General features: G+C 47.7%; 19 protein-coding genes. 11 read left to right on the top strand and 8 right to left on the bottom strand.

The window, feature by feature from the left end:
* The 3 genes from ACXACM_RS07250 to rppH form a co-directional block, all read right to left on the bottom strand.
* On the bottom strand, window positions 1-807 hold the full coding sequence (locus ACXACM_RS07250; RefSeq protein ID WP_474820753.1) for a sulfite exporter TauE/SafE family protein: 807 nt from the start codon (window positions 805-807) through the stop codon (window positions 1-3).
* A gap of 114 nt (window positions 808-921) precedes the next feature.
* Entirely contained in the window at window positions 922-3,213 is a 2,292-nt protein-coding gene (gene ptsP / locus ACXACM_RS07245) for a phosphoenolpyruvate--protein phosphotransferase (protein ID WP_474824261.1), read from the bottom strand.
* Window positions 3,214-3,250: 37 nt separating this feature from the next.
* Complete coding sequence (rppH, locus tag ACXACM_RS07240; protein WP_474820752.1) at window positions 3,251-3,787, bottom strand: RNA pyrophosphohydrolase; 537 nt, start codon at window positions 3,785-3,787, stop codon at window positions 3,251-3,253.
* A gap of 107 nt (window positions 3,788-3,894) precedes the next feature.
* On the opposite strand from rppH, the gene mutH reads away from it, so the two are divergent.
* Window positions 3,895-4,569: a DNA mismatch repair endonuclease MutH gene (gene mutH, locus ACXACM_RS07235; protein ID WP_474820751.1), complete on the top strand. Its 675-nt coding sequence runs from the start codon at window positions 3,895-3,897 to the stop codon at window positions 4,567-4,569.
* Between the two features lie 28 nt (window positions 4,570-4,597).
* Here the strand turns inward: mutH and ACXACM_RS07230 are convergent, their stop codons facing one another.
* Together ACXACM_RS07230 and ACXACM_RS07225 are read right to left on the bottom strand one after the other, a co-directional pair.
* Window positions 4,598-5,548 (bottom strand): hypothetical protein, encoded by a 951-nt coding sequence (locus ACXACM_RS07230; protein WP_474820750.1) that lies wholly within the window; start codon window positions 5,546-5,548, stop codon window positions 4,598-4,600.
* Window positions 5,549-5,593: 45 nt separating this feature from the next.
* On the bottom strand, window positions 5,594-7,099 hold the full coding sequence (locus ACXACM_RS07225; protein WP_474820748.1) for a CYTH domain-containing protein: 1,506 nt from the start codon (window positions 7,097-7,099) through the stop codon (window positions 5,594-5,596).
* A 209-nt stretch (window positions 7,100-7,308) separates the two neighbouring features.
* On the opposite strand from ACXACM_RS07225, the gene ACXACM_RS07220 reads away from it, so the two are divergent.
* Window positions 7,309-7,923, top strand: coding sequence for a TIGR04211 family SH3 domain-containing protein (locus ACXACM_RS07220; protein ID WP_474820747.1), 615 nt, complete (start codon window positions 7,309-7,311; stop codon window positions 7,921-7,923).
* 87 nt (window positions 7,924-8,010) lie between these two features.
* Here the strand turns inward: ACXACM_RS07220 and putA are convergent, their stop codons facing one another.
* Entirely contained in the window at window positions 8,011-11,811 is a 3,801-nt protein-coding gene (putA, locus tag ACXACM_RS07215; RefSeq protein ID WP_474820745.1) for a bifunctional proline dehydrogenase/L-glutamate gamma-semialdehyde dehydrogenase PutA, read from the bottom strand.
* Between the two features lie 340 nt (window positions 11,812-12,151).
* On the opposite strand from putA, the gene ftsB reads away from it, so the two are divergent.
* The 9 genes from ftsB (at window position 12,152) to rpoS (ending at window position 18,662) form a co-directional block, all read left to right on the top strand.
* Window positions 12,152-12,442: a cell division protein FtsB gene (gene ftsB / locus ACXACM_RS07210; protein WP_474820743.1), complete on the top strand. Its 291-nt coding sequence runs from the start codon at window positions 12,152-12,154 to the stop codon at window positions 12,440-12,442.
* Between the two features lie 5 nt (window positions 12,443-12,447).
* Window positions 12,448-13,149: a 2-C-methyl-D-erythritol 4-phosphate cytidylyltransferase gene (ispD, locus tag ACXACM_RS07205; RefSeq protein ID WP_474820742.1), complete on the top strand. Its 702-nt coding sequence runs from the start codon at window positions 12,448-12,450 to the stop codon at window positions 13,147-13,149.
* A gap of 3 nt (window positions 13,150-13,152) precedes the next feature.
* Window positions 13,153-13,632: a 2-C-methyl-D-erythritol 2,4-cyclodiphosphate synthase gene (gene ispF / locus ACXACM_RS07200; RefSeq protein ID WP_474820740.1), complete on the top strand. Its 480-nt coding sequence runs from the start codon at window positions 13,153-13,155 to the stop codon at window positions 13,630-13,632.
* Window positions 13,632-14,675, top strand: coding sequence for a tRNA pseudouridine(13) synthase TruD (truD, locus tag ACXACM_RS07195; protein WP_474820739.1), 1,044 nt, complete (start codon window positions 13,632-13,634; stop codon window positions 14,673-14,675). The genes ispF and truD overlap by 1 nt, the downstream gene beginning before the upstream one ends.
* 45 nt (window positions 14,676-14,720) lie before the next feature.
* Entirely contained in the window at window positions 14,721-15,473 is a 753-nt protein-coding gene (gene surE, locus ACXACM_RS07190) for a 5'/3'-nucleotidase SurE (protein ID WP_474820738.1), read from the top strand.
* Window positions 15,474-15,499: 26 nt separating this feature from the next.
* Entirely contained in the window at window positions 15,500-16,135 is a 636-nt protein-coding gene (locus tag ACXACM_RS07185) for a protein-L-isoaspartate(D-aspartate) O-methyltransferase (RefSeq protein ID WP_474820737.1), read from the top strand.
* Window positions 16,132-16,716, top strand: a complete 585-nt coding sequence (locus ACXACM_RS07180; protein WP_474820735.1) for a YqaA family protein — start codon at window positions 16,132-16,134, stop codon at window positions 16,714-16,716. Before ACXACM_RS07185 ends, ACXACM_RS07180 begins: the two co-directional genes overlap by 4 nt.
* Window positions 16,717-16,808: 92 nt before the next feature.
* The gene (locus ACXACM_RS07175; RefSeq protein ID WP_474820733.1) at window positions 16,809-17,609 is read left to right on the top strand and encodes a peptidoglycan DD-metalloendopeptidase family protein; all 801 of its coding nucleotides are present in this window, start codon (window positions 16,809-16,811) and stop codon (window positions 17,607-17,609) included.
* Between the two features lie 129 nt (window positions 17,610-17,738).
* On the top strand, window positions 17,739-18,662 hold the full coding sequence (gene rpoS / locus ACXACM_RS07170) for an RNA polymerase sigma factor RpoS (RefSeq protein WP_474824259.1): 924 nt from the start codon (window positions 17,739-17,741) through the stop codon (window positions 18,660-18,662).
* Between the two features lie 56 nt (window positions 18,663-18,718).
* On the opposite strand, the gene folA is transcribed toward rpoS, so the two are convergent.
* Together folA and cgtA are read right to left on the bottom strand one after the other, a co-directional pair.
* Window positions 18,719-19,213 (bottom strand): type 3 dihydrofolate reductase, encoded by a 495-nt coding sequence (folA, locus tag ACXACM_RS07165; protein WP_474824257.1) that lies wholly within the window; start codon window positions 19,211-19,213, stop codon window positions 18,719-18,721.
* Window positions 19,214-19,253: 40 nt separating this feature from the next.
* On the bottom strand, window positions 19,254-20,417 hold the full coding sequence (gene cgtA / locus ACXACM_RS07160; protein WP_474820732.1) for an Obg family GTPase CgtA: 1,164 nt from the start codon (window positions 20,415-20,417) through the stop codon (window positions 19,254-19,256).
* Window positions 20,418-20,441 lie beyond the last annotated feature (24 nt).

Below are 20,441 nucleotides of genomic sequence, written 5' to 3'. Positions count from 1 at the left end.
TTATTCTAATCCTACAATCATTCGTATACTCACCAGCACCAGCAGACCAGCAAGTATTCGTTTCAATAAATTTGTATTCATTTTCTGGCCTAACTTAGCGCCAATATTCGCGGTAAATACCGACGTCACTACAATGCCCAGCGTTGCCGGCCAGTACACATAACCTATGGCATGGGCTGGCAGGTTATCCTCGCCATGCCCACTGACAATAAAACTTGCACTGCCAAACAGCGCCACTACCAGCCCGCTGAATGCAGCACAACCTATGGCCTGACGAACATGTACCTGTAGCCAGACTAATGCAGGAACCAGCAATGCTCCACCACCGATCCCCATCAGCGCGCTGACACCACCAGTGCCGGCACCCACGGCCATTAAACTGTATCTACCAGCTGAATGGGCTGAGGGTTGTCTTTTGCCAAACAGCATGTGCATGGCAACTGCAATGACAAGAACCGCAAAAATATTTTTGAGTGTATGCCCGGAAATAGATGTCGCAACTAATGCGCCACCAACCGAACCTACAGCAATGCCCAATCCACACCAGAGCATGATAAATGGGTCTAAATTACCCAGTCGGTAATGTGCCCTGGCTGATGAAATACTAGTAAAAATAATGGTCGACAAAGATGTGCCTATTGCCAGGGGCATCACTGTGTCGGTATCAATACCGAGAAAATGTACCATGAGGTACGACAACGCCGGGACAATGATAAGTCCGCCGCCGATCCCCAACATGCCCGCCAGAAGTCCAACTCCCAACCCTATTCCCATACAGGAGACAACGATTATCGCAATGGGATCCATTTGGCCTCATCCTTAAAAAAACGGGTGTAGCGTAACACAAAAAAATGGGCTGGATGATGCAGAAATGTCTGGAATAGATGAATTACCATTTGGCTGAGAGTACCAGAGCGCCAACTAAGACCCTGCTCTTATCAAGCCACCGAGGCCACGTTGCTCAAGGTACTGGTTTAAATGGCTAAAAACTTCTTCATGAGTAGAAGCAGTAAGGGCTTTATTCAATAAAGCACGGGAATCTATGAGGCTGACATTGCGAATCACCCAATTTATTTTTCTAAGGTTGTGGGCGTTCATACTGAGTTTTCGATACCCCATAGCAACGAGTAAGATGGCACCACCGGGCTCACCAGCAATTTCGCCACACACTGTCACCGGCACCTGGTTAGCGTCAGACTGCTTGACGATATCATAAAGTGCACTTAACACCGCGGGATGATAACTGTTGTATAGACCGGCCACACGCGTATTGTTTCTGTCAACCGCAAGCAGGTACTGGGTAAGGTCATTGCTTCCTACTGAAAAGAAATCAACATGTTTAGCAAGTTGCGGCAGTTGGTAAAGTACTGACGGCACTTCCAACATGATGCCAAGTCTTGGCCTGCTCAGCATCATATCGGTATTCTTTATCTCATCGATGATTTCATCGAAGGCCTGTTCAATAAGACGGCGAGCTTCTTCAACCTCCGACACAGAGGAGATCATTGGCAACATGATTTGCAAATTGGTGAGGCCAATACTGGCCCTTAACATTGCGCGGATCTGCACCAGGAAAATGTCGGGATGATCGAGTGTAAGCCTTATTCCACGCCACCCCAAAAAAGGATTTTCTTCGTTAATGGGGAAATAAGGTAAGGGTTTATCGCCACCGACATCCAGCGTGCGCATAGTTATCATCTGCTCGGGCGTTGCCATCAGAATTTGACGGTACAACTCAACCTGCTCTTGTTCCGACGGAAAGCGCTGCCGCAACATAAAAGGAATTTCCGTTCGATAAAGGCCAATGCCGTCAGCGTTAGCAAACTGTGTAGCTTCGATATCCGCAGACAAGCCGGCATTGACGTATAGAGCAATGCGGCATCCATCCTGGGTTTCACTGGCCAGGTTCGCATCAGCATCTATGCGTTTAGAGAGAATTTTTTCTTCTTCTATGAGCTGTACGAAATCACTGCGAATCGTGGCATCAGGAGAGACAATCACTTCGCCGGAATAACCGTCTAATAGCAATTCTTTGCCATTTAACAGTGCAGGTGACACATTTTGGCAGCCCATTACAGCTGGCACGCCCATAGCCCTGGCTAATATAGCAGCGTGGGAGTTATTTGACCCGCGAATAGAAATGATACCCTGCAAATATTGGCGGGGAAATTCCGCCAACATTGATGCACTGACTTCTTCGGCGACTAATATACTTGGTTGTGTAGCTTCCCGGGCAGCTGGCTGCTCGCCTGTTTCATCGTAGAGAATATTCATGAGAATGCGATTGGACAAATCTACGATATCAATAGCGCGCTCTTGCATGTATGGGTCTTCCATGCTTTGAAAGCGTGCGGCGTAATCCTCTACCACCATTTTCAACGACGACGCAGCATCCCACCCTTCACGGATCTTTGCTTCCACTTCCCTGCCCAAACTGTTGGCATCCAGAAGGTGATGATAGAGCTGAAAAATAGATTTTACGTCATCCGGAATACTCATATCCAGGCGTTCCGACAATCCATCTACGTGTTTGCGCGTTAACTCAACGCCCCGGCGATACAAGCGAATTTGCAGATCCGTATTACCCCCGCGTTTTACCACCCAGTTTCTAAGCGTTATAGAACTGTCAGTGGAGAACCCCTTGCCAATTGCGAGACCAGGTGACCCGGCAATGCCACGCACATTTTTTTGTACAGGCAGTGATTCCAATGAGGAACTGTTACTCAAAGCGCCTCGGATTTCCGCATTAGTTATTTCCAAAGCCAGCTGCGCGGCAAGGGTGACAAGAAAAGCCTCCTCATTTTCGCTGAAGCGACGCATGGCCTGCTGTTGCATGGTGATCACGCCTAATACGCGGCGCTGATGAATAATGGGCGTTCCGAGAAATGCGTTGTAGCTCTCTTCCCTTACTTCCGGGTAGTGTTTAAATCGGGGGTGTTTGTGGGCGTTTTCAATATTGAGCGGCTCTTCCCTTTGACCAACCAGGCCAATCAACCCTTCGGAAAAGCCGATTCGTACTACCTCAACAGCATCAGGGTGCAAACCATCTGTGGCCTTTAAGACAAAAACCTGGTTTTCCCCGTCAGTGAGATAAATAGAACAGGAGTCCACTTCCATGGCTTGCTTAACCCGGCTCGCCACGCGAAAAAGCGCCTGATCCAATTCTGGGATCTGGTTCATCTCCTGAACTATGCGTTTTAATGTGGTAAGGATATTCCCGGTTTCGGCCACCTGACAGTCTCCCTGAGTATTACCCGTTGCGTCTGCGTTTGCGGTTACGCTTAGCGGAACCTGTGGATTGTGGTCGTTGGCCCGCCGGCATTGCTACGCCTGCAAATTCTTTCATCACTTTGCGATAAACATCGCGTTTAAAAGACACAACATTGCGGATTGGGTACCAGTAACTCACCCACCGCCAGTCATCAAATTCCGGATGTCCGCTTTTTAGCACGTCGACATCTTTCTCCTGACAGTCAAGCTGAAGTAAAAACCACTTTTGCTTTTGTCCTATGCACACCGGAGAACTCCCCTGGCGTATTAGCCGCTTGGGCAGTTTGTATCGCAACCAGTTGCGGGTAACACCCAGGATGGTTACATCCTTCTTTGTTAACCCTACTTCTTCGTGCAACTCCCTGTACATAGCTTGTTCTGCAGTTTCCCCTTCATCAATTCCGCCTTGTGGAAACTGCCATGAATGTTGACCATAACGTCTTGCCCAAAACACCTGACCCATTTTGTTGCAAATCACTATGCCCACATTCGCACGGAATCCGTCGGCATCTATCACATAGACTCCCGGGCACGATAAACTTTTCTATTTCTGCATTCTTCCATAAACTATAGCCCTTTCAAAGCATTAATACACATTCGCCGGATATTAACTGGAGCTACTCTTTGCAACCGCCAACTCAACCACCTGCAGACGCGGGGGAATTATTACAACGAAGCCATCAAATTGCCGGGCTTTCTTTGGGCGAACTCGCCCGTATGGCAGGCGTGGTAGCACCAGAAAACCTCAAGCGCCACAAGGGTTGGCCGGGCATGCTCATTGAAAAATGGTTAGGCGCAACAGCAGGTTCCAAACCACAACAGGATTTCCCCGAGCTTGGTATTGAACTTAAAACTATTCCAATCGACAAACACTTTTCACCACTGGAAACTACCTATGTTTGTTTTGCTCCGCTTATTAATCAACCAGGTGTAACGTGGGAAACATCGAATGTGAGAAACAAATTACAACGGGTACTTTGGGTTCCACTGGAAGGAGACCGTCAAATACCTCTGTCGCAAAGACGCGTTGCCACTGCATTTTATTGGCACCCCAACCAAGAAGAAGACGGGTTGCTGAGAAAGGACTGGGAAGAGCTTACGGAATTAATCACACTTGGGAGATCTGAAGCAATAACGGCACGCTTGGGCGAGGCGTTACACATTCGCCCAAAAGCAGCCAGTGGGCAGGTACTCACCGATGCACTGGGCCCGAATGGAGAGAAAATTAAAACAAGACCGCGGGGATTTTACCTGAGAACCTCGTTTACCCACGCATTATTGCAGCGTCAGTTTGCCTGACATAAGTAAGGTTTAACCAGCAGGCTTATTAACACCTCTCTGGCCGGTAGCTATAAACAAACTGCCGGAAATCTTTTTTCTCCAGCAGACGCAATGCAATAATGAGAACGGTAGGATCGACGCCGGAATCTAAGGCAAAGCGTTTTAACGTGAGGCCAGGTAAATCATAAGCCTTTTTTGCTACCATTGTCCGCTCTGCTCGCTGCAATACTTCACGCATTACACCAGGCTCGGCTTTAAGCTCATCAAGACGCTCGTAATCCAGCGGTGATGGTGACACATTCTGAGGCCTGATTAGAGCAATGAATACCTGCAACATAGCTACGGCAAAAAGCACGGTATACAATGGTTGCCAGAAAATCAGATTTATAAAACCAAACGCGCCACCTGTGGTAAGCAAAATACAGCAAAAAGAAAGCCCGGCAGTTATGCCCATAGCGCCGCCCACCCAACGCAACTTGTGCGCATGCACGTCCACTACCTGACTGGACAAGTGGCGATGGTAGTTTTGCACCAATTCTGTAATCAGAATACTGAGGATCAACATACCGAACCCTGTGATCATATATACCAGATAAATATTCCAGTTATCAATTGGGTGACCAACTGGCGATTTACTAAGCCAGGTTGAACGTTCGGTTTTGGCAATAAATAACACAGGTATCTGACTGATAATGGCCAAACCTACTGGTATCCAGAGTAACAACTTAGATGCCGGAGGGTTATCAATAACCATGTTTTTGACACAGCGATAGAGAAAAGAGAGGCAAAGTAAAGGGACGAACACTGTCATTCCGGTTAAAGCGCCCAACTCCATGTCAAAGGCGCGTATAACTTCGTCGACTAAAATAAATGGCCAGCAGAACAACGCAGCCCACACCCACCGAACAGCAATAATACGCTTTCGCTCCACGATGCTGGTGATCAGCAAAAAACAATAACACGCAGCAAGAACAGCCAGTGTGTAGCGATGCAACATTTGCCCTTTACTCCTTTTCCTTGTGAAGTTGGATAGTGTCTGGTGTCACCAGTATATATCGCCCTGCATTCCCGCTTGGCGGGTTCGTTCCATAACACGCATCAAGCTAATGAGTTTATCTTCTACCCACACAAGCACCTCATCAATATCATCCAGCTCGGACTCGCTGGCCATGGCCCGCAGCATGAGTAGTGCTTTCATTTCATCAATACCCGTCAAGATATCCAGCCACGGGGCGCGAAAATGGTGTCGCTCCTCGTCGAACAAACCCGCTAACAAAAAGCCGTTCCAAAGTGTTTGGCGCAGTAAAACTTCAATAGATATATAGTTTTCTGGTGTCATATTGCGGCTTTTCGGGAGTGTTTGCTGAACGGTTTGCCACCCCTGAGACAGCCAGCCTTGGGCGTGTTCCATTACGGGAACGTCATAGGCCTTTGAATGTTCACGCCAGGGCTTTAAGGCAATTATCTCTGCCAGTGCTAACTTCAGACCATTGCTTTGTGCACTGAAGAACAGCGCTTCTGGGTCATGGGCGTGGATCAGACCGGCCTTTCGGCCCTGCAAATAGCTAATTAATGCGGGATACTTATTCAGACACTTGTTGAACAAACTTTTTTTAGATAACAAATAGCGCAAAGCTTGTAAGTCGTCCTGCCACAGCCACTCCTGCATGTAATTCATCAATAACTGGTGCACGGTCAACAGCTGTGGACATTGTAAGACGGGTAAATACAGTGACACAGTTTGCATTAGTAATCGGGCGCTTTTGACTATCTCAGCAAGTACCTTTACTGACCCTGTTTCATAAAACAAATGTTCGTGTTTTTGCCAGTGCGACAATGCTTGTTGTACAGCTTTGCAAAACGCAGCTTCAGTGGTCTGCTGTGTTTCCAATGGCAAATAAGCAGCCAGCGGCACAACAGTGGGGGAAATACCGCTGAGTAACTGATATCCCTGTGCGGCCTTAGAGACGTCACTTAACCTTACTTGCATGTGACTGGCAATAATATTTGCCAGTGCAAACAAGGCATCTACATTGCCCGCTTTAAGCTCCAATTCCACTTCGCGAATAGGAGAACTGTTTTTCCCCGTAGTAGCCTCGCCCTCGTCGACCACCACTTCCACAGAAGCGTTTTGCAGGGTGATATTAAACGCGGTGCGAACAAAGTGGGTACTAAATTGCCGTTCCAATGCATTATTAACCTCTTCAACCCGCCAACCCGATGGCCATACCCCTTTATCAAACAAAGTGAGATCCGGTTCTGGATTTGCTAAATCAACATTGTGTTCCGCCCGCTGATGTAACCCCCCACTGACTTTGCCGTGAGTTTTCATGGTTTGTTCAAAAAACCCATTACACCCGCGCACGCGAAAGCCCATCTTTTCTTTTTGAAAATGGTGTTCCGGCGTATCGTAGTAATCGTTTTGTAAACGCACTTCGGGTTCTTTGTTTATCTGGTAACCAGCTTTTTCTATGGCAGGCAGTACACTGGCGATAAACGGCGCAAGAGGACGTTCACGGGAGACAAATTTTATTTCAATTTCCGACATAGAATCCGTGGAAAATGATAAGAAAGTATGGATAACACAATACCTTTGTCTACGTTTTTTAGCAATGGACCCGCATTGATATCCTCAGTTTTTCTCTATCTATTGGGAACTGTCGGCTATGATTCAGGTCGAAGCCGCAAGCGTGCACTTGCCTTTCTGGTAAGCAGCCCATACCATCACAGAGTTTTTATCACGATAACGGACGCATTATGTTACGAAAGTGGCTGACAATCACACTGATTTGTCTATCTTTTCACGCTTTTGGCCAGCAAGACTCCATTGAAGAGTCATTGCAGCTAAACGCATCTTCAGAAAATTATATCCGCGACGACCTCTTCGTCTTCCTCCACACAGGTCCGGGCAGAAATTACCGCATCCTCGGCTCTATTGGGGCGGGATCGCCAATTACCGTATTGGATACCGATGCAGACGCGGAATTTACTCAGGTAAAAGACAGTGAAGATCGCACCGGCTGGGTTGAATCCCGCTTTGTTAGCGATACTATGTCCCGAGCTGAGCAGCTCCCCCTTCTAACTCAAAGACTAGCCGATAGTGAAGCGAGTGTACAAGGATTGCAATCAGAGAATGCTCGCTTAAAACAACAACTAAGCACTGCTCAGCAAGAATTGACGTCGCTGAAAAAAAGTACTGGTGTACAGGAGCGGGAAATTAAAAATCTGGCTGAACAACTGGATGCTCAGAGTAAAGACGAGATGATCAAGTGGTTTACCTGGGGTGGTATCGTGGCTGGAAGCGGCGTTCTACTTGGCGTTATTCTCACTTTCCTGCCTCGTAAGCGCAGGCGCAATGATGAGTGGATGTAGATTTTCACACTCTTAAAGATTATTTGAACAGACTCTTTATATAAAATAACCCGTCACACTGGGTGTGCCGGGTTATTTTGCTTACCACTACTCGTCGTCTTCAACTAATGTCATCAGTGACGTGTTGCCACCTGAAGCGGTTGTATCAATACTGATTGTCTTTTCTGTTACCAGGCGCTGAATAAGGTTGTCGTTGTATTCAGCGGTAATCACCGGCAGGATTGCTCCTTCACGAGAAGACAACATGGCGGTGATCTGAGCGGTTCTTTCCGTATTTGAATCGACCACAACACCGGCAAGATGCTCATGCATAAGCAGGTCATTGAGGTGACTCAATCTCGCTACCTGAAACACACCTTCCGCCGCACCCGTTTTATTGAAGTTCTTCTGAAAAGCCAGCGCCTCTTCATAGAACAGGTCGGAAACTACCGACACCACCACATTTCCAGTCGCCAGTGCAGTAACAATAGACAAAGTCCAGTATTCAAAGGTTACCCCTTTGTCAGCAAAGCAAACCAGCACGCCACGGGGTTCAAGATATAACTTGTTCGACTCGCCCGTGGGCCCGGGCAACTGTTTAGGTTTAGCCAGTCTGCGTTCCACACTGGTTAACTGCTGTCTTGAAGTAGCAAGGGTGCGATTTAAATCGTCAGCCAATTCGTCAACGATGTCTTCTTTTGCCAGTTTAGCCAACAATTGGCGAACCATAGAAATACGGTCGTTTAATGGTGTATGACGCCAAATTGACTCCACACTCACGCCTTTGTCCATTAACCGAATAGCGGCTTCCCTGTCTTGCTTTTCACCACTTAAGGCTGCGTCCAGATTATCCAAATCGTCTACTTGTGACGGTTTTGGTGTGGCTCGCTCCTGCATTAAACGACGCAAATAGTTTGGTCCGCCGGCTTTAGGACCGGTGCCAGATAACCCGCGTCCACCAAAAGGTTGCACGCCAACAATAGCGCCAATCATATTGCGATTAATATAAACGTTACCAGCCCGGCTTTTGCCCGCAAGTTCGTTGGCCCGCTCTTCAATGCGCGAATGTACACCCATGGTTAAACCGAAGCCCGTACCGTTAATTTGGTCTATGACTGCATCGAGATTTTTACCATGGAAGCGAACAACATGAACGACCGGACCAAAGACTTCCCGCTTCAATACGTTGATGTCGCTAATTTCATAGAGCGTTGGCGAGAAGAAATAGCCATTTTTGTATTGTTCCGGAACCTCAACACGGTGTAACAAGGTTCCATGACTCTTCATGTACTCTTCGTGTTCTTTTAAACTGTTGAAGGCTTTCTCATCGATCACTGGGCCCACATCAGTACTCAGCAAGGCCGGATCGCCCAACGCCAGCTCCTTCATTGCCCCTGTGAGCATGTCGATGAGATCGTCGGCAATATCTTCTTGAACGAAAAGCACACGCAGCGCAGAACAGCGTTGGCCGGCGCTTTGGAAGCCGGAATGAATGACGTCATCAACGACCTGTTCGGGTAAGGCCGTAGAGTCGACAATCATACAGTTTTGCCCACCGGTTTCGGCAATAAGGGGCACCTGTTCACCGCCTCGCTCTGCCAATAATTGCGAAATCAATGTACCTGTTTGTGTCGACCCGGTAAACATGACAGCTTTAATACGTTCGTCAGGCAGTAACGTACTGCCGACGTGCTTACCCGGCGCAATGATAAGTTGCAGCGCGTCTTCCGGTAAGCCAACAGTGTGCATAATTTCTACCGCTCGCTTAGCAATAATACTGGTCTGTTCAGCCGGTTTTGCAACCACGGTGTTTCCGGTAACCAGCGCAGCTGCCACCTGCCCCATAAAGATGGCTAAGGGAAAATTCCAAGGACTGATACAAAGTACAACACCACGAGGTCTGAACCGTTGATCTTCATCCAGCTCGCGAGCACGAACGGCATAGTAGCGGCAGAAGTCGACCGCTTCTCTTACTTCATCAATGCTATCCTGTGTTACTTTTCCGGCTTCGCGAATACAGATGGCAATAAGCTCGCCCATATGTCGTTCCAAGGCGTAGGCGGTGCGTTCGAGAATCTCTGCCCGTTCATCCACAGAACGCTTCGACCAAGCCGAAAAGCCATCGTGAGCAGTATTCAGTGCCGCTGTCATATCTTCCGGGTTGGCATAATGGTGATAACCCACTACATCCTGAAGATTGGCTGGATTGTTTACCGCGGCGCTACCCTGGGGCAAAGCATCACCCGCTATAGTATATGTATCTTTCCAGCGTGCGAGTTCATGCTGTAATGCATTCACTGCATTGACGTCAGTCAGGTCCAAGCCCCTGGAGTTATCACGCTCCGGCGCATATAAATCCCTTGGAGCACTAATTTGCTTGTTATAGCGCACCTTCAGACGCTGAGTCTTTTCAACAGGATCTTCAAGCAGCGATTCAACCGGTTTTTCATCGTCGACGATGGCATTCACAAAAGAAGAGTTAGCGCCATTTTCCAATAATCGCCGAACTAAATAAGCCAGCAAATCTTCGTGTTCGCCCACTGGCGCGTAAACCCGACATTGTATTTTTTCTTCAGTGACAACCTGATCATACAGCGTGTCCCCCATGCCGTGGAGACACTGAAATTCAAAACCATCTTTGTCTTCACCGGCTAGCTCAATAATGACCGAAGCCGAGTAAGCGTTGTGAGTGGCAAATTGAGGGTAAATGGTATCTCTGTAATCGAGCAAACGGTTTGCGCAGGCGTGATAAGATACATCTGTCGATGATTTGCGTGTAAATACCGGGAAACCGTCTACACCAGATTGTTGAGTAAGCTTAATTTCCGTATCCCAATACGCCCCTTTTACCAATCGCACCATCATAGAACGACCAACGTCAAGGGTGAGTGTTCGCAACCACTCGATGACGTGAATACTGCGCTTTTGATAAGCCTGTACAGCCAAACCAAAGCCGGTCCAGCCATTTAAGTCTGGATCGCGGAAAACAGCCTCAATTACATCAAGAGAAATATCGAGCCGATCAGCTTCCTCGGCATCTACCGTCAAGCCTATGTCGTACTCTTTGGCCAACATACACAGCGCTTTTAGTTTAGGAGGAATTTCTTCCATGACTCGTTTGGCATGCAAAAACTCATAACGGGGATGTATGGCCGATAACTTCACTGAAATTCCCGGAGAACGCTTTGGACCCCTGCCCCCGGCCGCCTTGCCGATCACGTGAATTGCATTCTTGTAAGAATCGTAATAGCGGCCAGCGTCTTTCATTGTGCGGGCACCCTCACCCAGCATGTCATATGAATAGACGTAGCCCTTTTTCTCTTTTTCTTTGGCTCGCTCTACAGCATCGTCAATGGTCTCGCCCATAACAAACTGACGACCCATTACGCGCATAGCAATATTCATAGCCCGGCGAATAACCGGCTCACCCAAGCGCCCCAATGTTTGTTTCAGCAACCCGAACTGCTCTTTGCGGCGCTTATCAGCATAATTAATCATGTTGCCTGTAAGCAACAAACCCCAGGCTGACGCATTCACAAACATGGAGTCAGAGTTACCCAAATGCGGCGTCCACTGACCTTTTGACAGTTTATCGCGGATCAGCTCATCCTGCGTGGCTTTGTCTGGCACTCTCAGCAAGGCTTCCGCAAGACACATTAACACTACGCCTTCAGCAGTAGACAGGGAGTACTCATTAAGTAAGGCATCAACGCCCCCATGACCTTCCTGTTCCCGCCTTATTTGTAATACCATCTTGCGGGCGCGCTCCCAGGCCCGACTTCGAGCACGAGGATTGACTTCAGCAATGGGGAGGATCTGATCGATAGCAGTAGACTCATCGATGCGATAATGGTCGCGTATCCGCTGACGGATAGACGGTAATGTGTTGAGATTGTCGTGACTTAGCATTGACACCTTCTTCAATTAGTTCGCTGGAATTTACCTGATTGGTTAACGTTTGATCGCACGTTGCACCAGACATGCTTAAATAGCAAGTGAAGTCGCTAAACAGGCTGCAAAATTGTGTAAACTATGATGGTTTATAGCGACGCTGAGCAAGAAAGATCAGCCAGATCGCCATATGTGGCAGATGCAATGCAACCATGGGGCTTTCGCTTGCTGAACAGGTGTTAAAAAACTCGCTATAATGGAGTTTACAGACAGTCCCGATGAAAAGACCCTGCGGCCGGTAGACCACCGCGCGTAGAGTGGGCATAATAACAAACAGGCAGAATAACAGGTAAAAACTGTGTGGCAGGAAAAATGGGTTACTCTCGTACTGGTCGTGTTGCTGGGTTTACTCCAGTATCGTTTGTGGTTTGGTAAAAATTCCATCCCCGATTATCTCCAGCTTGAAGGTGAGGTAGAGCAGCAATCTTTGCAAAATGCCAACCTTCTCCAGCGGAATGACTTGTTAAAGGCCGATATTAACGACTTAAAAATCGGCCTGGAATCTATCGAAGAACGCGCGCGAAACGAACTGGGTCTGATTAAAAAAGGCGAGACCTTTTATCGCATTCTTCCTGCAGAAAACGAATAATAGTTATGCTAAAACAACCCGTTGTTGCTGTAGTACCGGCAGCAGGTATTGGCAGCCGCATGCAAGCAGACAGACCTAAGCAATATCTTACCCTTGCGGGGAAAACCATACTGGAACATACCCTGTACACCCTTCACGACCATCCTGCAGTGGATAGCGTAGTGGTGGCGATTAGCCCGGACGACCCGTATTTCCATTCTCTTGATGTTGCAAATGCATCCTGGCTCAAGGTTGTTCATGGCGGCGATAGCCGCGCAGATTCTGTGTTAGCCGGTGTGAGTACGCTGCCAGCGGAAAACTGGGTTATGGTGCACGATGCGGCTCGCCCCTGTGTCAGCCACAGTGATATAGATAACCTGCTCGCAGTGCGAGAAAGAACTGATGTAGCCGGCGGGATCCTGGCAACGCCGGTGAGAGACACCATGAAACGCGCCGTTGACGGCTCCAGCGAGATATCCCATACGGAATGCAGAGAAAATCTCTGGCATGCACTCACGCCACAATTGTTTAAGGCGGGAGAGTTAAAAGCGGCACTGCTACAAGGCTTCCACAAGAAAGTGACAATAACCGACGAAGCTTCTGCCATGGAGGCTGCCGGGTATGCCGTGGCTTTAATTAACAGTAATCCGGCGAACATTAAAATTACTCACCCTGCTGATATGCCATTGGCAGCATTTTATTTTCAGCAGTTAACCAAACAGAGGTAAGCAATGCGAATAGGGCACGGTTTCGATGTTCATAAATTTGGTGGACAAGGCCCAATAGTTGTAGGCGGTGTTAGTATTGACTATGAACAAGGCTTGTTAGCACACTCAGATGGGGACGTGTTGATCCACGCATTGTGTGACGCGCTACTAGGCGCGGCGGCCATGGGTGATATTGGCAAGCACTTCCCCGATACAGACGACGAATTCTCTGGCGCCGATAGCCGGGGCTTGCTTCGTCATGTAGTCGGCCTATTGAAAAAAGAGGGTTATATTCTTGGTAATGCTGACATGACGATAGTTGCCCAAGCGCCCAAAATGGCCCCGCACATCGCCACGATGCGCACGCTTCTGGCTGAAGACTGCCAATGTGATATAAGTGCAGTTAATGTGAAAGCCACAACCACAGAAAAACTAGGCTACACAGGTCGCAAGGAAGGCATAGCAGCACACGCCGTCGTTCTCATCAACAGGGTAGCGTCTTAATGCTCTCAACATCAAACTGGCGCCATGCCGATGATGATAATAGCCGTCCATCAGGCATTTTAAAGCAGGAACCCGAAGACTTTAAGGTAACCGAAGAACTGGGCTATGCGCCTTGCGGGGAAGGTGAACATCAGTACCTTTGGGTAGAAAAGACGCTTGCCAACACAGCCTGGGTTGCAGAGCAACTTGCTAAATACACAGGGTTGCCACTGCGGCAAGTGACCTACGCTGGTCGCAAAGACAAATACGCTGTTACCCAACAATGGTTTGGAATACATGCGCCTGGCAAGACAGACTTTGACTTTTCCTCATTTAATTGTGACGGCGTAAAAATCCTCAGCCAACATCGACACAATAAAAAGCTGCGTACAGGGCAACTGCGAGGAAACCGGTTTGCGATTACCTTAAAGCAGGTATCAGACCCTGAGACCCTGATTAAAAACCTCAATCGCGCTGCTGTTGATGGTGTCCCCAATTATTTTGGTGAGCAACGCTTTGGCACTGTTCGTGTTGACGAAAACGGACAGCGCCAGGAAGGTGGCAATTTGCAACTGGCAGAGAAAATGCTAAACGGCGAAGTTATTCGCAATCGCAATAAGCGCAATATGGCTATGTCTGCACTACGCAGTTGGTTGTTTAATGAAATTATCAGTCAGCGCATTACCAACGGTCAGCTCAACGTTTTGCTTGCAGGCGATGCACTTATGCTAAACGGCTCAAATAGCTTTTTCATTAACGATTTAAGTGACGATTTACCAGCCCGCTATGCACAACAAGACCTGGCTCCCACAGCCGCATTATGGGGGAAGGGCAAACCACCCTGCCTTGATGATGCCCTTGCTCTGGAAATGTCAGTTGCCAACACCGCCCCAAAGGTCTGTGACTATTTACAGGATGCCGGGCTTAGACAGGAACGCCGGCCAGTGAAAATTTGGCCTCAGCAACTTGAATGGCAACATAGGGGTGATACAGTGAAGGTTGAATTTAGTTTGCCTTCGGGGTGCTATGCCACCACTGTGCTCAGGGAATGTATAGATTTTTAATTGCTTTTGTGACTTCGCGGTAACCCAAACCATAAAGGATAGCTAATGCGAATTTTATTGAGTAACGATGACAGCGTGTTTGCAAAGGGCATAAACGTATTGTTCAAAACCCTGTCGGAAAAGCATGATGTAACGGTAATTGCACCTGATCGCAATTGCAGTGGCGCCAGTAATGCGTTATCGCTTCACGACCCACTTCGCATTCAGCAACTCGACAACGGATTCTACTCAGTGAATGGCACACCATCGGACTGTGTTCATCTTGGGGTGAATTGTTTTTTGGACGATGACCCCGAATTAGTGGTGTCCGGAATTAACCATGGACCAAACCTCGGTGATGATGTCATATACTCTGGTACCGTGGCCGCCGCGACCGAGGGACGTTATATGGGTTTACCGGCGATTGCGGTGTCCCTGGCGAGCCATAATGGTAAGCACTTTGACACCGCCGCTAAAGTGGTGCTGCAAATCATAGATAAATTACAAGCTCACCCCTTGCCGTCGAATCAAATACTCAACATTAATGTTCCCGATATCCCCTTCGATCAACTCGCTGGTATAAAAGTAACACGTCAGGGCAGAAGACACAGAGCAGAAGCAATGGTTAAATCTACCGACGCATTTGGCCGGGAAATATACTGGTATGGCCCGGCAGGCGCTGAGCAGGACGCTGGCCCGGGTACCGATTTTCACGCTGTTGCCAATGGTTTTTGTTCCGTAACACCCTTGAGCGTAGATATGACAGCCCATAACAGTCTTGCCGAGATGGAAGACTGGATGAACAAAGATATTAATTAAACCGCAGACAGGAACACACCACTACAATGAGAACAACAAGAAAAGGTGAAATGCTCGCTGAGTTGCTATTTAGCGAGGGCGTCAGAGATCAAAACGTGCTGACTGCCATTGCGGCAACACCAAGAGATTTATTTCTGCCCGACGCACTAAAGCACAAGGCATATCAAAATACAGCCCTGCCTATTGGGCAAGGACAAACTATCTCACAGCCATATATCGTGGCAAAGATGACTGAGTTATTGCTTAAAGCGCCAAACAAGCCACAGAAGGTACTTGAGATTGGTACCGGCTCGGGTTATCAAACCGCGGTTCTAGCACAGTTATTTGAACACGTTTACTCAGTTGAACGAATCAAGTCGTTACAGTTTCAGGCTAAGCGCAGAATGAATCACCTGAATCTTCACAACATCTCTATGAAACACGGCGATGGATGGAAAGGCTGGCCCAGCAAAGGGCGTTACGATGCAATTCTTGTCACCGCAGCTGCAACCTCCTTACCGCAGGATTTATGCGATCAGCTCAATGAAGGCGGTCGACTGATTATTCCCGTGGGCAGTGACCAGCAAAATTTACTCTGTGTAGACAATATTGATGGCGAACTACAATCGGAAACCATCGAAGCGGTGCGCTTTGTCCCCCTTGTAGCCGGAGAACTTCAGTGAAGCTATTTCAACCTTGTTATGATATGGCACTTCGATGGGCAAGACACAGGCACGCTAGTCGCTATCTCGCCGGTTTAAGCTTCGCAGAATCGATGTTCTTTCCAATTCCTCCTGATGTTATGTTAGCCCCCATGTCTATGTCACAACCGCAAAAGGCCTGGTTTTTCGCATTTCTGACGACTATAGCTTCAGTACTGGGGGGTATAGCAGGCTTTGCCCTCGGTTATTTTGCTTTTGAGGTTTGGATAGAACCTCTTGTCATCTCTGCCGGTTACGAGCAAAAGTTAGACACAACCGTAGGTTGGTTTGAGCAATACGGCGTATGGATAGTGTTTCTCGCAGGCTTTTCTCCCATTCCCTATAAAGTTTTTACGATCAGTGCTGGCATGTTGAGTATGGCCTTTGTTCCCTTCGTTATTGCGTCTGCCATAGGTCGTGGAGCGCGTTTTTTCTTAGTGGCGGCCCTCATGCGATGGGGAGGTGCAGCCATGGAAGCGAAGCTAAGGGAGTATGTTGAGATCCTCGGTTGGGTTACTGTGGCACTTGCAGTTATTGCCTATTTTGCACTTAGACACGGATAATTATGCTGGGGAAGCATAGGTACATACTCCTCACATTAGTGATTTCCGTCATAAATTTGACGGCTTGCAGCACCAGAAGTGGGCCTGCCCCAGTGACTTTGTTAAATAGCCAACCACAAAAAAATGATTCGGGCTTTGTAAGTGATACCTACGTAGTAAAAAAGGGCGATACCCTTTTTGCTATCGCTTGGTACACTGGCAATGACTATAGGGACATAGCAAATTATAACAACCTTTCAGCGCCTTACGCGATTTTCCCAGGTCAAACTCTTCAACTTACAGCCATAAAAATGGTTGATAAAGAGCCAAATGTTAAAAAAAAGTATTATCCAAAAGTGCAAGAAAAAACTGGTACGACCACACCAATATACGACGAAAGGAGTGTTGACCCCCCCCCTGACCAAGCGTACGATAAACGTGAAATTAATGTTAACAACCAAGAAGTTACGACCGTCAAACCTTTGACGCAAAACGCCAAAAAGGTGACACGAAAGAGCTTTGCAGAAAAAGTGTCACAGTGGCACTGGCCAGCAGTTGGTAACATAATTGCAACATTTAATAATAGTGAATCCGGCAACAAAGGTATAGATATAAGCGCCCAAAGAGGCTCACCTGTTTTTGCTGCTGCCGATGGTAAAGTTGTTTATGTTGGTAACGCTCTTCGAGGCTACGGTAATCTGATAATTATCAAGCATACCGATGCGTTACTCAGTGCATACGCACACAACGCTGACTTTAGGGTCGAAGAACAACAATGGGTATCAGGCGGCGAGCAAATAGCCACTATGGGAGATAGTGGTGCCGACACTGTTAAGCTTCATTTTGAAGTGAGATACCGCGGTAAATCGTTAGATCCGCTTCGGTATCTGCCAAAAAATAATAATAATAAATAATAATAATAAAGTTGTTTAGGAGAACATCGCAGGGTAACCAACAACGCAGGAGATGCAGTCGTGGGTCAACAAAAAGCCGCTGTAATCGAAAGTCCGTCTCATCAAGATGAGATAAATATGCCAGTGAGCATGAAAGCTGGTGAAGTTTTAACCGAAACCCTTGATGAGGCCGCAGATGATGCTGTACTCACTCAGGAAGATCATCCTAAAAACCTGGACGCCACCCAACTTTATCTCGGCGAAATTGGCTTTTCCCCTCTGCTTTCAGCAGAAGAGGAAGTGTATTTCGCGCGGCGAGCACTAAAGGGCTGTGAACCCTCCCGAAAACGAATGATCGTGTCTAATCTGAGACTCGTGGTAAAAATTGCCCGTCGCTATAACAATCGTGGGCTGGCACTGCTCGACCTCATCGAAGAAGGCAACCTTGGCCTTATTCGCGCAGTGGAAAAGTTTGACCCTGAACGAGGATTCCGCTTTTCAACCTATGCTACCTGGTGGATTAGACAAACCATAGAACGGGCTATTATGAATCAAACCCGTACCATTCGTTTGCCTATTCACGTAGTCAAAGAACTTAATGTTTATTTGCGATGCGCACGAGAGCTTTCACAAAAGCTCGATCACGAGCCTACTGCTGAAGAAATAGCAGCAGAACTGGACAAGCCAGTAAGTGAAGTGAGCCGAATGCTTAGGCTGAACGAACGCATCACTTCGGTAGACACCCCCATTGGTGGTGAGAACGACAAAGCGCTGCTGGATATTCTTTCGGATAGCAATGACTACAGCCCTGAAGATAATCTTCAGGACAGCGACATGAAAGCTAACATTGTGAAGTGGCTTGAAGAGTTAAACCCAAAGCAACGTGAAGTGTTAGCCAGACGGTTTGGGTTGTTGGGTTATGAGCCATCCACACTGGAAGACGTTGGTGCAGAAATTGGACTCACCAGGGAGCGAGTTCGCCAAATCCAGGTTGAAGCGCTACGACGCCTAAAAGATATGCTTGGCCATCAGGGGTTAACACTGGAAAGCATGTTCGACCAAATGGGCGAATAAGCACTTTTCCACAGATACTAAAAGCCATGTTTTTGAACATGGCTTTTTTGTTTGGCCTATTTTCTAAGCAGTTTTTCGAATCTGTACTTATGTGGGTTCTTCTCGTCTTCTTCGTGAGAAGATGTCCATACACATTCCCATTTGCTTTCGGCCTGGTAATCAGGGAACTGAGTATCGCCCTCTACGTTTAAATCAATGTGAGTCAGATACAGCACATCCGCCCGGGGTAGAAAGGCAGCGTAAATTGTACCGCCACCAATGATCATTACTTCATCACTGCTGTCATTCACCATTCCCGATGCTATTTCCAGTGCTTCTTCAGGAGACGCTACTACGTAAGCCTGTTCGGGTAAGTCATGGGTTTGTTGACGGGTAATAATGATATTGGGTCGCTCGGGAAGTAGCCTGCCAATTGATGCATATGTTCGCCTGCCCATAATCACTGGTTTACCCAGGGTCACAGCTTTAAAGTGCTTTAAATCGGCAGGAAGATGCCACGGCATGTCGTTATCAGCACCAATGACACGATTATTTGCCATGGCGGCTATCATTGCAATTTTCACTCTGCTACCTTACTGACTACTCGGGGCTTTATTCTTTTGTGTACACAACGTTAGGATGATCATCCCACTCGTCATCATCATCGTCGTCATCAAATTCATCGCCGTCGTACTCAATGGCTTCTTTGTGGTAAGTGTCCCACTTGAATTCGACATCGTCTTTTTCTTCTTCCGAAGCGATTTCGGTAGGCAGGGTTTCGATGAAGTTCATGATGTCATGACACAGGGGAGCTGTGTTTAATTTCTGGAACGCCGATATTTGATAGACAGGTCCGTCCCATTCCAATTGCTCAACGATACTTTTAACCAGTGCGTCCGCTTCTTCTTCAAGCAGCAAATCAACCTTATTGAAGACAAGCCAGCGGGGTTTAGCAGCCAGTTTAGGGCTGTACTTTTCCAATTCAGAAATAATTTTCTTTGCATTTTCAGCCGGATCGCTTTGATCAGCTGGCAATAAATCAACCAAATGCAACAATACCCGACAGCGTTCGAGATGTTTCAAAAACCGAATGCCTAAACCTGCGCCTTCTGCAGCCCCTTCAATTAGCCCCGGAATATCAGCAATGACGAAGCTGCGCTGAGCATCTTGCCGTACCACACCCAGGTTAGGCACCAGGGTAGTAAAGGGATAATCTGCCACTTTGGGTTTAGCCGCTGATACAGAGCGAATGAAGGTGGATTTACCGGCATTTGGCATACCAAGCAAGCCAACATCAGCTAACAACATCAATTCGAGTTTTAAGTTGCGTATTTCCCCGGGCGTACCATCGGTTTTCTGCCGAGGCGCACGGTTAGTACTACTTTTAAAGCGCGCATTACCGAGACCGTGAAAACCACCTTGTGCTACTTTCAGGCGCTGACCGTGTTTGGTGAGATCGCCCAAAACCTCAGCAGTTTCTACATCGGTAGCACGGGTACCAACAGGTACACTTAATGTTAAGTCTTCGCCGCCGCGACCAGTACAGTCACTGCCCTGACCATTCTGCCCTCTCTGTGCGCGATGGAAACGCTCGAAGCGATAATCGATGAGTGTGTTGAGGTTTTCATCGGCTTGCAAATAAACCGAGCCACCATCTCCACCATCCCCGCCGTCTGGTCCGCCTTTAGGGATATATTTTTCTCGTCTAAAGCCTATTACGCCGTTACCACCGTCTCCGGCTTCAACACGAATTTCAGCTTCATCAACAAATTTCATTTATCACTCCGAGTCGCAATTATC

The sequence above is a fragment of the Alteromonas sp. AWQ4_252 genome (assembly GCF_056158205.1).
This window is presented reverse-complemented; position numbering and strand designations above follow the sequence as displayed.